Annotated in this window: 13 protein-coding genes, 1 tRNA gene and 2 pseudogenes; 13 read left to right on the top strand and 3 right to left on the bottom strand. The window is 50.2% G+C overall.

Annotated elements, in window-relative coordinates:
- Nucleotides 1-163: 163 nt before the first annotated feature.
- From ACR64Q_RS13735 to ACR64Q_RS13695, 9 genes are all read left to right on the top strand, one after another.
- Complete coding sequence (locus tag ACR64Q_RS13735; RefSeq protein WP_026601376.1) at nucleotides 164-349, top strand: hypothetical protein; 186 nt, start codon at nucleotides 164-166, stop codon at nucleotides 347-349.
- A gap of 145 nt (nucleotides 350-494) precedes the next feature.
- Nucleotides 495-1,715 carry an aspartate kinase gene (locus tag ACR64Q_RS13730; protein WP_026601375.1) on the top strand — a complete coding sequence of 407 codons (1,221 nt, stop codon included), beginning with the start codon at nucleotides 495-497 and terminating at the stop codon, nucleotides 1,713-1,715.
- Nucleotides 1,716-1,991: 276 nt separating this feature from the next.
- Nucleotides 1,992-2,201, top strand: coding sequence for a hypothetical protein (locus ACR64Q_RS13725; RefSeq protein ID WP_026601374.1), 210 nt, complete (start codon nucleotides 1,992-1,994; stop codon nucleotides 2,199-2,201).
- Nucleotides 2,202-2,375: 174 nt separating this feature from the next.
- The gene (locus ACR64Q_RS13720; RefSeq protein WP_036275673.1) at nucleotides 2,376-2,561 is read left to right on the top strand and encodes a heavy metal translocating P-type ATPase metal-binding domain-containing protein; all 186 of its coding nucleotides are present in this window, start codon (nucleotides 2,376-2,378) and stop codon (nucleotides 2,559-2,561) included.
- A gap of 63 nt (nucleotides 2,562-2,624) precedes the next feature.
- The gene (locus ACR64Q_RS13715; RefSeq protein ID WP_225587427.1) at nucleotides 2,625-2,876 is read left to right on the top strand and encodes a hypothetical protein; all 252 of its coding nucleotides are present in this window, start codon (nucleotides 2,625-2,627) and stop codon (nucleotides 2,874-2,876) included.
- A 90-nt stretch (nucleotides 2,877-2,966) separates the two neighbouring features.
- Entirely contained in the window at nucleotides 2,967-3,581 is a 615-nt protein-coding gene (locus tag ACR64Q_RS13710; protein ID WP_026601373.1) for a hypothetical protein, read from the top strand.
- Nucleotides 3,582-3,650: 69 nt separating this feature from the next.
- Nucleotides 3,651-6,101 (top strand): heavy metal translocating P-type ATPase, encoded by a 2,451-nt coding sequence (locus ACR64Q_RS13705; RefSeq protein ID WP_313732178.1) that lies wholly within the window; start codon nucleotides 3,651-3,653, stop codon nucleotides 6,099-6,101.
- Complete coding sequence (locus tag ACR64Q_RS13700) at nucleotides 6,102-6,944, top strand: sulfite exporter TauE/SafE family protein (protein ID WP_026601371.1); 843 nt, start codon at nucleotides 6,102-6,104, stop codon at nucleotides 6,942-6,944. It abuts the gene before it with no gap.
- A gap of 73 nt (nucleotides 6,945-7,017) precedes the next feature.
- Nucleotides 7,018-7,093: transfer RNA gene (locus ACR64Q_RS13695), tRNA-Thr, on the top strand.
- A gap of 57 nt (nucleotides 7,094-7,150) precedes the next feature.
- On the opposite strand, the pseudogene ACR64Q_RS13690 reads toward ACR64Q_RS13695, so the two are convergent.
- Together ACR64Q_RS13690 and ACR64Q_RS13685 are read right to left on the bottom strand one after the other, a co-directional pair.
- Nucleotides 7,151-7,759, bottom strand: a pseudogene (locus ACR64Q_RS13690) (tyrosine-type recombinase/integrase); the annotation flags it as partial.
- 200 nt (nucleotides 7,760-7,959) lie between these two features.
- Nucleotides 7,960-8,121, bottom strand: coding sequence for a hypothetical protein (locus tag ACR64Q_RS13685; protein WP_197026933.1), 162 nt, complete (start codon nucleotides 8,119-8,121; stop codon nucleotides 7,960-7,962).
- A 215-nt stretch (nucleotides 8,122-8,336) separates the two neighbouring features.
- Between ACR64Q_RS13685 and ACR64Q_RS13680 the strand changes: the two genes are divergently transcribed.
- The 3 genes from ACR64Q_RS13680 (at nucleotide 8,337) to ACR64Q_RS13670 (ending at nucleotide 10,134) form a co-directional block, all read left to right on the top strand.
- Nucleotides 8,337-8,639, top strand: coding sequence for an integration host factor subunit beta (locus ACR64Q_RS13680; RefSeq protein ID WP_026601365.1), 303 nt, complete (start codon nucleotides 8,337-8,339; stop codon nucleotides 8,637-8,639).
- Nucleotides 8,640-8,690: 51 nt separating this feature from the next.
- On the top strand, nucleotides 8,691-8,993 hold the full coding sequence (locus ACR64Q_RS13675; protein ID WP_026601364.1) for a hypothetical protein: 303 nt from the start codon (nucleotides 8,691-8,693) through the stop codon (nucleotides 8,991-8,993).
- Nucleotides 8,994-9,477: 484 nt separating this feature from the next.
- Entirely contained in the window at nucleotides 9,478-10,134 is a 657-nt protein-coding gene (locus ACR64Q_RS13670) for a hypothetical protein (RefSeq protein ID WP_026601363.1), read from the top strand.
- A gap of 785 nt (nucleotides 10,135-10,919) precedes the next feature.
- Here the strand turns inward: ACR64Q_RS13670 and ACR64Q_RS13665 are convergent.
- Nucleotides 10,920-12,069, bottom strand: a pseudogene (locus ACR64Q_RS13665) (IS3 family transposase).
- Between the two features lie 515 nt (nucleotides 12,070-12,584).
- Here ACR64Q_RS13665 and ACR64Q_RS13660 point away from each other — a divergent pair.
- Nucleotides 12,585-14,036, top strand: coding sequence for an alkaline phosphatase PhoX (locus ACR64Q_RS13660; protein ID WP_026601362.1), 1,452 nt, complete (start codon nucleotides 12,585-12,587; stop codon nucleotides 14,034-14,036).
- Nucleotides 14,037-14,083 lie beyond the last annotated feature (47 nt).

Below are 14,083 nucleotides of genomic sequence, written 5' to 3'. Positions count from 1 at the left end.
AAAAGCGAGGAGCGCAGGGAATAAGCGGCGTCCGGGTGTCTTTTCTTTTGGATACTTTTCTTTGGACAAGCAAAGAAAAGTATCTCGCCTGTCGGTGCGAGAACCGACATTAAAATAACCTGTCGCGATAGCGACACTAAAATTAACGAACATTGAAAATCAAGTGATTACCAAACACGATCTGCTTGAGCTCGAAACCGATCTACGTCGGGACATTAAGCAATCTGAATTACAGCTTCAAGCCAAAATGTCGGAAAATAAAGCCGAAATGGTACGCTGGGTTGTCGGTGTCGGTATGCTGCAAATTATGCTGATTACGGCGTTATTGTTGCGCCTTCTGCCGGGATAGGCTAAATCATTTATATCGTTTGTCGGTGTATGCCGGCATTAAAAAATCAGTCGCGATAGCGACACATTATTCCCCTCACCCTAACCCTCTCCCTGAGGGAGAGGGAATTTAGGGGCGTTAGAAAGCCTAGAAGGTCAATAAAAACATGGCATTGTACGTCTATAAATTTGGCGGCACTTCCGTTGGTACGGTGGAACGTATCAAGGCGGTCGCCGAGAAAGTGAAAAAAGCCCGCGATGCGGGCGATCAAATTGTGGTAGTGGTGTCCGCGATGAGCGGGGAGACCAATCGCCTCGTGGCCTTGGCAAAAGAGTTGCAGCCGCAGCCGACCGACCGGGAGTTGGACGTGTTGTTGTCCACCGGCGAGCAAGTCACCATCGCTTTACTGTCGATGGCTTTGCATCAGTTGGGTTGCGAGGCGCGCTCTTATACCGGCGCGCAAGTGCGGATTCTCACCGATAGCGCGCATACCAAGGCGCGGATACGGGAGATCGACGAAGCTAATATGCGTGCTGATCTCGATGCCGGTCGGGTGGTGGTGGTGGCCGGATTCCAGGGCGTGGACGAGCACGGCAATATTACGACCTTGGGACGCGGCGGCTCGGATACCACGGGCGTGGCGTTGGCGGCGGCCTTGAAGGCTGACGAATGCCATATCTACACCGACGTGGACGGTGTGTATACCACCGATCCGCGCGTGGTGCCGAAAGCCCGCCGCCTGGATCACATCACTTTTGAGGAAATGCTGGAAATGGCCAGCTTGGGCTCGAAAGTCTTACAAATCCGTTCGGTCGAGTTCGCCGGCAAATACAATGTCAAATTGCGCGTGTTGTCTTCGTTTATGGAAGGCAACGGCACCCTTATTACCTACGAGGAATCAGAAATGGAAAGAGCGTTAATTTCAGGCATCGCGTTTAACCGGGACGAGGCCAAGCTGACCTTGACCGGCGTGCCTGATCTGCCGGGCGTGGCGTCGAAAATCCTGGGACCGATCGCCGCCGAGAATATCGAGGTGGACATGATCGTGCAGAACATTTCCGCACATGGCACGACCGATTTCACCTTTACGGTGAATCGCAACGACTTTGCCCGCGCGCAGAAAGTGTTGGAAGGTTTGCGCGCCGACTTGGGCGGTAACACGACCATCATTGGCGATAACAGTATCGTCAAAGTGTCGATTGTCGGCGTCGGTATGCGTTCGCACGCGGGCATCGCCAGCACCATGTTCAAAGTATTGGCCGACGAAGGTATCAATATCCAGATGATCTCGACATCCGAAATCAAGATTTCCGTGGTGGTTGACGAGAAGTACCTGGAGCTGGCGGTGCGCGCACTGCACAAAGCGTTTGGCCTTGATCAGGAGTAGTTCTGACACGCTGATTTTTGCTCGTTGCGAGCGCTAGACAATCAATAGTCCCCGGTTTTTGTATCGCATTCAGATACAAGGCTGGGGATTTTTTTTGAATGCTCTTTACAAAAACTATGTTAAATAACTTAAAAATAACGAGGCATTTCCCTTGTTTTTGCTGGTTTTTTAAAACGTTTTTACTTTTAGTCAATATAATCAAATGATTATATTTTGGCATCTTTTATGCTCTTTACCTCCGGTGGATTTTTAATTTTTTCTGCGTGAGGTATGTTAATGGCTCAAGAATTAATTGTTGTAAATCAAGAAGTCGTGGCACAGCAAATCAATACTGCCGGCTTGGTGCTGGGGGCAGGTTTGGCGGTGGCGTCAATGATATTGGTACCTGCCTTGGCGATGCGTCTTGGTTTGAGCGCAAGTTTGACTGGTGCCCTGAGAATTGCGTTGATGAAGGCATCTAGCCGAGCCGCACACGGCAAACGATGACCGCACAGATGTATCTACCTGTTACTGGCTTGGTAAGCGTTAGGGCTATCGATAATTTCCTATTTTTACAGGTCTTGGCGGTGCTTGTTTTGTTTTTGCGCCTGGTGTTTACCAGGTTTATTTAGGCGCTATAATCCTGCAATGTGCACAGGTAATAAGTGAGTTCGTGTAACAATGGATGATAATAAGAAAAGCTGCGATCTTTGCGGGTTAGCCGTTGAAGTGGAAGGGTTTAGATTAAAAACCCTGCAAGGCGACAAGCGCTTTTGCTGCGAGGGCTGCAAGGGGATCTACCAAATGTTGCACGAAGCACAGGTTTTACCTGAAGACGCCGACGATTCAAACCAGCCCCGGTCTTAACCAGCAACGAGGACGCATATGGCCCATGTTCACAATTCAAAGAAGAGCTCGAACGATTCATCCATGACTAAGCAGGTGGTGGCTGGTACACTAGCCACTGCAACTGTAAACACTGGAGGAAAATTGATGACTAAATTAGCGAAGCACCCTCTATTGGTGTTCGGTGCAGGCATGGTGGCGGGCTATTTTGTTTACAAATACAGAAAGGAAATTATTTCCAGCGCCACAAAAACGATTGATGCCGGCAAGGATTTTGTGTTGCATCAAAAAGAAAATCTCGAAGACATCGTTGCCGAAGCGAAAGAAGGCAATTAACCCCGTTCGATTCTTGGACATTTGGCTGTAACTTGAAACGGGTGGTCGCTGCTAAAGCAGGGCCGCCCGTTTTACTTTCCCCTGTTGACTATGGCTATCCAAAAAGAATTTGTACTACGTTACCGCCATGACGGTCATGTGCGTTTTCAGGTGCCCACGCAAGCTTGTCAACCGACGGTGGCAACATTGATAAGCACCAAGCTTGGTGCGATCAACGGCGTCCAATCCGTGAGCCTGTATCGCAGGCAGGGCAAATTATCAATCAGATACGATGAGGCTATCTGTGGCTTTACCAGTGTAGCGGCACAGCTGTTTCAAATTCTTGCCGAACTGGAGCAGCAAGAGTTTTTCGAAAGTAAACCGCTGGCTGAGAAGGCTAAAAAGTCTGTTCTCGGCATCAAAAAGCGATTGAAAGGTACCCGGATTGGCGGGTGGTTCAATGATAAATATCAAGCCGGCAAGGAAACGGTACAGGCGGCCAAAATTATCGGTAAGGTCAGTACCAAAGGCCCGAAAGCTCTGTTTAAAGATCCCGAAAAAGCCACGATAGATTTTTTGAACGATGTGCTGGTCTTGTATTTGATAAAAACTCACTGGACCCGCATCACGCAAGAGTGGTTGGTCAAACCCATCGTGCATCGTTACGAGTGGATGGCGGTGTTTTATATGTTTTTCTTATTAGTGCGTTCGCGCCGGCCCAAGTAGAGATTGTCAACGCCAATCCTATGATTTCCATAGGATTGGCTCGCTAGCCCATCAAATCCTCAGTCGCCCATGGAAACCGATACTCTAAATTACGTGCATTTTTCCGTTCGACATCAGCTAAAAAGTCGTATCCGGATCATTACGCCGGTGTTACTTAACGACCCTGAGCGCAGTTATATCCTGGAAATACTGCTGAAAAAGCGCCCGGAAATTAAAAGTGTGCGCTCTGTATTTGAAATCGGTTCAGTGGTGATTGAATTCGATTCCAATCGTTTACCGGCAAAAAACTTGCTGATCATGTTGGACGCAGTGTTGGGTAATATCGCGTTAAAGCAGACTGAGTTAAAAAAAGACAAGAAAAAAGCATTCGACGGGCCCCTGCAAGAAGTTGATTTAGCCGTGCAAGGCATGAGTTGCGCGTCCTGCGCCCTATTGATCGAAATGGTGTTAAACCGCGACGAACGGGTTAAAAAAGCCGGCGTCAATTTTGCCACCGAAACCGTTACGGTGCAGGGCCAGATCAGCAAGGCAGAGGTGATCGATAAAATCGAAAAACTGGGTTATAGCGCGATGCCCATTGATACGCTCTCGCAGCGGAAAAAGCTTATCGAAAAGGAGTTGCAACGAATTGACGTAGCCCGGCGTCGATTTGTATGGGCAGGGCTGTTAACCACTCCGGTGGTGACGATTGCCATGACGATGGGCGGCCGCTCCTGGATGCATTGGTTGCAGTTTGCGCTGACCACGCAGGTGGTATTCGGCACCGGCAGCCAGTTTTTCAGCAAGGCCTATAGGCTGGCCAAACAGCGCGCGGCTAATATGGACAGCTTGATTGCGCTGGGCGTGGGCTCTGCTTACGGCTACAGCATTCCATCTCTGTTCCGGCGGCGCGGCCATGTGTATTTCGAAGCGGCGGCGGCGATTATCACTTTTGTACTGCTGGGTCGCTATCTGGAAGAGCGGGCCAGGGGCAAGGCCGGCGAAGCGATCCGTAAATTGGTCGATCTGCAACCGCAAACCGCGACATTGTTGCTGGATGACGGTAGCGAACGTATTGTCGATGTTGACGACATCAAGATCGAAGATGTGATGCTGGTCAGGCCGGGCGAAAAAATTCCCACCGACGGTGTGGTGATCGCTGGTCTTTCCACGGTCGATGAGGCGATGATTACCGGCGAAAGCATGCCGGTGGTGAAGAGTTTTGGCCATGCGGTCATTGGCGGTTGTGTCAACGGTAACGGCGTGTTGCATATCAAGGCCACAGCGATAGGTATGGATACCGTGCTGGCAGGCATCGTACATATGGTCGATCAAGCCCAGGCTGCGAAACTGCCGATTCAGAAGCAGGTCGATAAAATTTCCGCGGTATTCGTGCCGGCGGTGATGGCTATTTCCGGCGCGACGCTGGTGGGATGGCTGTTGGCCGGCGCGCCGTTCGCGTTTGCTTTCGGCAATGCCATCACCGTTTTGTTGATCGCTTGCCCATGCGCGTTGGGTCTAGCAACACCAGCGGCAATCATGGTCGGTACCGGCCAAGCAGCCAAGCAGGGCGTGTATATCCGCAACGGCGAAAGCCTGGAGATTGCCAGTAAACTGAATGCTATCGTCTTCGATAAGACCGGCACCATCACCGAGGGTAAGCCCAGGGTGAGTAAGGTCTACAAATTATCCCGTCTGGCCGAGAATAAACTAGTGATGTTGGCGGCATCCGCCGAGAACAATTCCGAACATTTTCTCGGCAAAGCTGTGGTGGCATTCGCCCGCGACGCGGGTGTCGAGTTGCAGGATTGCGCTTATTTTTACAGCGAAACCGGCCACGGCATTCGTGCCGAGGTGGACGGTTACAAATTGCTGCTGGGAAATCGGGGGTGGCTGGAGAATCAGCAAGTTGATGTAAGCCGCTTAGTGGAGCAGGCCGACAATTTTGCCGATCAAGGGCAAACCCCGGTGTACATGGCGATCAACGGCAAGGAGGCTGCGGTTTTTGCAATCGCCGATAATCCGCGTCCGGAAGCTGCGGCAGCTATTGCACGTCTGCATGAACTGGGTATCAAAACCATGATGGTGACCGGTGACACCGAAAGAACTGCGTTTTACATAGCGGATAGAGTAGGCATAGCCGATGTGGTTGCCAACGCCAAGCCCGAGCAAAAGTTGCAAATTATTCGCCAGTTGCAGGACGAAGGACACAATGTCGGCATGATCGGCGACGGCATCAATGATGCGCCGGCGCTGGCCGCTGCCAATGTTGGTTTTGCAGTAGGTAGCGGTACCGATATTGCCATCGAATCCGCCGATCTGACCCTGGTGCAAGGCGATATCGGTAAGGTCACCGATACTATCGAACTTAGCGCGTTTACCATCCGCGTCATCAAGCAAAATCTATTCTGGGCGTTCGGTTACAACACTATAGCGATTCCGGTGGCGGCGCTGGGCAAGCTCAATCCGATGATCGCCTCCGCGGCGATGGCTTTGAGTTCTGTGTCGGTCATCGTCAACTCACTTCGATTGAACAAATAAATGGAACACAATATGGAAGGTATGGATCATGCCATGCACGGCATGACCGAAATGGCTGCGGCCACGGGATTCGATTACTCCCTGGCGTTCGTTGCCGGATTCTTGGGCAGCGGGCACTGCTTGGGGATGTGTGGGGCGCTAGTATCCGGTTATTTCATGCGGGCCGGGAAAAGCCGCAGTTATCTACCTTATATAGCTTATCAAGCCGCGCGAATTTCCGTGTATACCTTGATCGGCGTATTAGCTGCTTCTTTGGGCGTGGTGCTGGTATCCAGCGGCTTGTTCGGCAAGATCCAGAGTATCCTACAAATGTTGATGGGCGCGGTCGTGATTGTGTTGGCGCTGGGCGTACTGGGCTGGATACCCTGGCAAGGCTCGATACGCTTGATTCCCATGCAAGTGTTACGCAAAGGTTATGCTGCGGCTAATCAAAAAGGACCATTGCTAGGTTCAGTTATCGCTGGCCTGTTGAATGGTTTGATGCCATGTATGTTGACGTTTGCTATGGCTGTGAAAGCCACCACTGCTGCTACGTTGCTTGAGGGTGGGGCGTTGATGTTGGCATTTGGCGCAGGGACTTTACCGATGATGCTGTTTATCAGCGTCGCCTTCGGCAAAATGAGTGTGAAACTACGCGGTTTAATGTTGAAAGCTGCGGCATTCATCATGTTGTTGATGGGGGCCAATACCATTAACAACGGTTTGAGTTTTTACCAAGATCAAAACTTCAACCACAGTCATTTCCTGGTGTTTGTGCAAGATAAACTGGATGAGCTAATTGTTTTTCTGCATGAAACGCTCAATTACATTGGCAGTATGCTGAGCAGTATTCAAGGGGTGTGACTGCAATTCGACGAGCCAACTAAACTTAATGCTGGAAAAGTTCGAAATTACAGGTATAATGCGCAAATCATTTGCTGGTGTAGCTCAGTTGGTAGAGCAGCTGATTTGTAATCAGCCGGTCGCGGGTTCGAGTCCCATCGCCAGCTCCATATTTAATTAAGGGAATCAATGACATATAACATCATTGATTCCCTTTTTTATTGCCCCTAATTTTCCGTTGCGTGAATTTTGCGTGACTTGGTTATGCAGACTTTTTCCGCCGCAGCGATCAAGTTGGCTAGTTCTGCCGACGAATAGTGATCGGTGATACGGCTGGATTTATGACCCAACAAATCCTGCCGGTCTTCAAACGATACATTCGCCGCCCTTAAACGTCGCCCGAAGGTGTGCTTCAGGTCGTGAATTCTGACCTGTTGCAAACCCACGCGTTGTCGTTGCGTTTTCACTGTGCGGCGGTCATACAAGGCCGTGGTTTGCAAGTGCTCATGGCCGGCCAATTGCCGAGTAGTGTTAAAGTCCACACCTTGTTCCAACAACTTGCTGATAAACGTGCGACGTAAATCGTGCGGTGAACAGGGCTTGAGCTTCGCCTGCCGGCAACGCCGCCTGAGCAGTGCATACACTTGATGGGCGTTGATCGGTTCGGTCGGTAAACAACCCTGACGGCTTCGGTTTCGCTGGACATGATCTTGATCAGAACAGCGCTGGGTTTTCGCCAATTGGCAAAACAACGGCCCCGGCATTCCTCCGCGTCCATGCAACCAGCGCTTTAATGCCTGTTTGGCCTGGGTCGGCAACAGCAATTCACGCGGCTTCTGCCCTTTTAGTCAACGTGGCCGTTACGTGATTTATTCTGCGCTGGTCCATTGGCGACTGTGGGTCTAATCGTTATTTAAAATGGGTTGCCACTGATTCTAGCAGACACAAAAAAAGCCCCTACAGTAATTAGCTGTAGAGGCTATTGAGTGTTGCGGCTAGGAGGAGCCGCGAAGTACAACGAGGGAGGTTACAAAAATTAAATACGAGCAGGCATCGCCAAGTTCAGATTACTAGCTAACGATGCGGCACCAAACAACAGCGTGGAGAGGATAAACTGACCTGACATAAAGCTCAGTACACCGGTTGCAAAAAACAATCCGGTCATTACATCTTTGTGTAAGCTTTTTGAAGTATTCATCTGGTTCACCTTGTCTGTGTTTGGTCGCTTTGTAAGTACGACTTAACTATATACCTATTCAATTAATAAACAATAAGGTATTTATTGTTTTATTTGTTTATTTTATGGAAACAATACGGATGGGCTTTTGCAAGAAGCACAGCAGTATTACAATAATTAGCTGTCTATACTGAATGACTTACGCCGTTACTGCCCTAGTTCACTAACGAACTACCATGACCAAATCCGAACTGATTGCCGCCATTTCCGATAAACAACCCCATCTGCTGCAAACAGATGTCGAGCTAGCGATTAACAATATTCTGGATGTATTGACGACCACTTTAGCCAATGGCGAAAGGATTGAAATTCGTGGCTTCGGTGGATTTTCAATGGTTCGACGTGACCCACGCACCGGGCGTAATCCCAAAACCGGTGAGAGGGTCAGCGTCCCGCAACGAGCAGCACTGCATTTCAAGCCAGGACTCGATCTGCGCCAGAAAGTGGATGCCTCGCGACTTACTTCGACAATGCGCTAAACGTTACTAGCTGATGGACTTTGCGGCAATCGCATAACACCGGAGTTATTTATGGTCGTTAGAGAAGTTTTATTTACAACGCTATTACTGTTTGTAACAACGGGCCTTGCAGCCATAGGCGATGGTGACAGATTTGATTTTCTTCCGGTCCCAGGCGAATTCTGCAATTCAGCGAGTGACCAAAAGCAGCGAGACCTATTTAAACACTACCCCGATGATGAAGGCATCATCAACCTTTACGCGCATTATTTAGGCTTATGCCAATTGGTACAGGACGGCAGCATTACCGAACAGGCTGCAAGCGTTTTATGGTTAGAGCAACGTAACAGCCTGATTGAAAAGCGCAAGAAATAAGCGGTTACAAATCGTTAGCGTCGGTTAGGCGAAACCCGATAGTAGACACCTACAGGCTAAACGATTTATCTCGCCTGGCAGAGCAACTACGGCCAATTCCTGACACAGGACAGTCCTTTGTCAACGACTGCAAACTGGCTCATGACCGCCAACGATTTGAATTGGGTCAAAAATTCAGCGGGCTTTTAGCTTCTTTAATCGTCACACTGAGCGCCGTTTGGGTGTTGAACGTCTGACTCAGGGATGCGGGAACAGTCAACATGACACCCTCCAATTTCACCTATTGCTTCAGTTTGGATGATATACGGAGGGGAAAAATCCTTGTAGTTCACAAATTTATTGTTGCGACCCAAGTTTAGTGGTAGATATACTGTTGACAGCTTAATAACTAGTTCAGCCACATGTCGCTGAAGTACGTCCGATTCCAGGATCGTCCTCAATCGGCGGAGGTCCCTAATGTCCTGAGCAACAGAGGAGGATATAAGTGCCAAGAATTTACCTGTACTTCCCATTTACGAACTGGGAAGAAGATAGTGTCCTGAAGAACGATGTCAAGGGATTCAAGAAAGTCGGCCTCGAATTCGAACTGGCAGAACGTTCCACCGAGAAATGTCTCGCGCCCGTCAATGACGATGACCTCCTGATCATCTCTGGACACGGCGGCGTGGGGAGTGCCAACATCTCCATGGTCGGCGCTACCGGCCGCGTCCGCCTGCCGGCAAGCAGTTTGGCTGATCTGCTCGCGACTGATGGCCTACCAAAGACGCATCAGAGTATCTTGCTAATCACGTGCTATGGGGGCGGGATGTCGAGCATCACGTCCGCGGAAGGTAACGCAGATCTGTCAGGTTCCGAGCAGTCCAGCGTCCCATCCAAGGCCGCCTCAACCCGAGTCGCCGCGAAGAACCTCGAGTTGATAAGCAACAAGGCAGGCGAGTGCCTTGCATCGATCCTCGCCAAGGGCCTTGGTATGAAGGGTTACTACAGCATCTTGGTCGGCGGATGGCCAGGTGCCTTCGCGACTGCATCATCGGCGACTTCGGGGACGGCCTCCGTTTTCAAGGCAGGTCCCGACAAAACGCCGGTATTGGCACAACTCGATCACATTCAGTGGTACGATGCCCGCGGCAATCTCCAGTGAGGGGATCGCCGCGGGCAGGGTCGGCGAGTAGGCCGAACCATCCGCTGCAGCAAACCTGGCCCGCCACTTCGGTTCTGCGGACGTGTAAGCCGCGTAGGGTACGCACCGCGTACCATTTTCAACGCTTTCCGATGAGTCAAGCCTTCGAAAGGTACCCGGTGCGTATCCTACATGGCTGTTTTTGTTTGGGCCATTAAATCGGCTCCTAAACCGTGATTCAAAATGTTTTTTTAGCGGCAGGTTGGCCTTCCTTGGGCGTTATCCTCGGCCTAACAAAACGGTCAAAGGGACGCGCCGCTCTGATGCGGTTTTGAAGGTTGGCTTTTTAATCAGGTTCTGCGGCTTCGCTCGGCTTCTTGGAGCGGCGCGCCCCTTACCTTTACGTTGAATGACTGCTAATTCAAGCCCTCCTGACATTGAGCATAAGGGTTCGAATGTCAACTATGGGTCGGCATCTGCCTTCTGTCGAATCAATGACAGCGCTAATCCAGTGGTTGTGCACTGTACCAAAATTGTACCAGCGCATGTTGTTCGAGTCCTGCAACTTAAGTATGAATGGGGTAGGTTTGGTATAAGCGAAGCCGGCAAGTTATTGATATACAAGGTTATCGCCTTTATTGTCAGGCTTTGTAATCAGCCGGTCGCGGGTTCGAGTCCCATCGCCAGCTCCATATTTAATTAAGGGAATCAATGACATATAACATCATTGATTCCCTTTTTTATAGAGGTGGCCCCAAACCTTTAAACAGCAATTCCCAAAATTAAAGTGAAATCCCTGCTGTTGGTTAGGCTGCCATTTTGACCGGTGGCAGCAAATCGGTATAGGCCTGATGAGGCTTTTTTCGGTTCAAGCTGGAATGGGGTCGCTTGTGGTTATACCACTCGAAATAATCCAGAATCGAGGCTCTGGCTTGGCCGACGGAATCGTACGCATGTAGGTAAACCCGCTCGTATTTGACCGATCGCCACAATCGCTCGACGAAAACATTATCTCGCCAGGCGCCCCGTCCGTCCATGCTCAACTGGCAACCCTGATTTTTCACGGCATCGACAAACGCCTTGGCGGTGAATTGGCTACCCTGGTCGGTATTAACGATCTCCGGTTTACCATACAGCCGAAACGCCTGTTCCAGCACATCGACGGCATGACAGGCTTCCAGTGTAATCGCGACCTTGGCTGCCAAGACCTTCCGACTGGCCCAATCCACAACCGCAGTCAGGTAAACAAAGCCTTTTGCCATCGGAATATAGGTCGTATCCAGGGCCCAAACCTGATTGGCTCGGTTGATGGTCATGCCGCGCAGCAAGTAGGGAAAGATTTCGTGCCCTGGCGTTTTCTTGCTCGTATTAGGCTTGCAATACACGGCTTCGATGCCCATCCGCTTCACTTGTGCCCTGTGGGTATCAAGGTTTTCACATGCTTACGGCCAGTGGTGATCCCTTGTTCATTCAACTGATCTCGCAATTGCCGGGCGCCCATGAAGGGATGTTTCATGTGCAATCGATCCAGGCGTTTCATGATGTCCAGATCGCGCGCTGATAACGGCTTGGGCAGGTAGTAAACGCTACCTCGACTGATCCCCAACAGGTGCGCTTGCTGGCCAATCGACAGTTTGGATTCACGGTCTATCATCGTTTTGCGCTCAGCAATCCCGCCTTGGTGAGCGCGTTCCCTAAAAAATCGTTTTCCAAGGTCAGTTGGCCGATTTTCGCATGCAGGGCTAACAGGTCGACTGGCGGTGATTCGGGCTCCGCGGGTTTCCCAAACACCTCGGCAGCCCGTTCGGTCAGCTGTTTCTTCCAGTCGACAATCTGGTTTTGATGAATCTCAAACTCCTGGGTCAACTGCGCCAGGGTTTTATCACCCGTCAAAGCGGCCAAGGCGACTTTGGCCTTGAAGGCCGGCGAATGTTTTCTTCTCGGTTTTTTGGACATCTTCTGCTCCATTGTTTTGTCCTTACGGACGATCAAAAGTAGCAGGGATTTTCACTTAACCGGCTGTTCAATTTTTCGGGGCCAGCTCTGTCTTCTGTGACATTCGCGCCCAGTTTTCGACCGCGACCTTATTGCTCTAAAGCTTAAGAATCAGTACTGGTTTTGTTACGCCAAACTTTTGGTAGAGACAGGATTGCAAATATCCGCTATCGAGCGTCTTGTTGCCTAATTGCCATGCTGAGTCCCTGATGTGCATGGCTTTTGTCGACGGGTATCGTTGGGGATTGGATATTTGCTAGGTTGAAGGCAGGGGGGCTGCAAGCGAGAGTAGATAAGTTGATTTTAGTCGCGGCAAGCTGGGTTCTAGAGGCGTATTACATGTCACGAAAACTTAACAGAACTGCAACTTTAATTTCTTGAGCGCTGGTTAACATTCTTTCTGCAAATTCTGTGAGGCAGATTTTTGCGGAAGACCAAAAACAATTAACCGACTTTGCTTTAGGAATGTTTATTTTATGAAAGCTTTTAAATTAACTCTGATCGCAGCGGCAGTAGCCTCTGTTGTTTCGCCTTTGACCGCTCACGCGGCAGACACTTGGTTTGATAATTTTACTCCGCTGACAAGCTCGGCTGGTCCGACCGCTAACGAAGCAACCCCAATTACTTTGTCAAACCCAGGCTTTACTCAAGTCACCATCGCTGATCGTGCCACGCAAAACACCTTGGTACCTGGCTCAAATTCAGGCAACTGGGACATGATCACTGCTAACGAAACCGGCGCTAACGCGGGTCGTTATTTGTTCATGCCGTTTGAAACTGGCACCGGTGGCGTACAACGTATCGATTTGCAAGACAGCAACTACAATACTCGCACTACTACTATCGTTGCACCAGGTACTCAAGGCTTTGTATCAGGTGATGCGTCACGCTGGACACCTTGGGGTAGTTATTTAACTGCCGAAGAATCTTGGGGCGCAAACAGCAGCAAAGGTCGTTTGTTCGAAGTGACCAACGCTACGACTGCAGCAGCCAATGGCGGTAACTTCATTCAACGTTCTGTGGTACCGCACGTTTCTCACGAAGGTCTGGCTTTCGACAGCAGCAACAGCATGTATTTTATCGACGAGTTGAATGGCGGTTCGATTTTTAAATACGTGTCAGCAAATCCGTTAGCAACCACTGGCGACGACTTTTTCGCCGCAGGCCAAACTTTCGCCATGAAAGTGGGTGCTGGTAGCCAGTTCGAAGGTAACAACGGTCCAGCTATTACGGGTGGTTTTACTTGGGAAGCTATCACAAACACTAGCGGTAGCGCGTTAACTGGTGTTTCTGTTCTGGCTAAAGACGGAAATATCGATGGCCGCGCTTCAGCTACAGCAGTGAGTGCTACCGGCTACAACCGTCCGGAAGATTTGGAAGTTCAAAATTTGGGCGGCAATCAGTTGATTTATTTTGCTACTACAGATTCTGACACCAACGCCAATACTACAGATGGCCGTAGCCGCATTTATAACTTCAATGTAGCTACAAACACCGTTAGCCTGTTTGCCGATTCCAACACCATTGATTTGGCAACCGGTTTGGCGGTGGGTGGCGGCTTGAGAAATGCCGATAACTTGGCAATCGATGCCGAAGGCAATATGTACATCATCGAAGACCGCGATGGTGCTATCGACGACGATATTTGGTTTGCCAAAGACATCAATAAAGACGGTGATTTGTTGGACGCAGGCGAAGGTCTGGCTCGTTGGGCTTCTAACGGCACTGTAGGTTCCGAGTTCACTGGCTTGTACTTCGATAAATTCAACGCAAACGTCGCTTACGTCAACATTCAACATCCTAACAGCGGTGTTGATCGCACGATGAGGATCACCGCAACGCCAGCGGCTGTGCCAGTACCTGGCGCGGTTTGGTTGTTCGGTTCAGCATTGGCTGGCTTCGTTGGCATGCGTCGCCGCAAAGCTTAATTGCTTAGGGAGGCAGGAACGCCTCCAATTTTAATGAGGGCTCGGCA

It is taken from the genome of Methylomonas sp. 2F7 (assembly GCF_057126975.1).
This window is presented reverse-complemented; position numbering and strand designations above follow the sequence as displayed.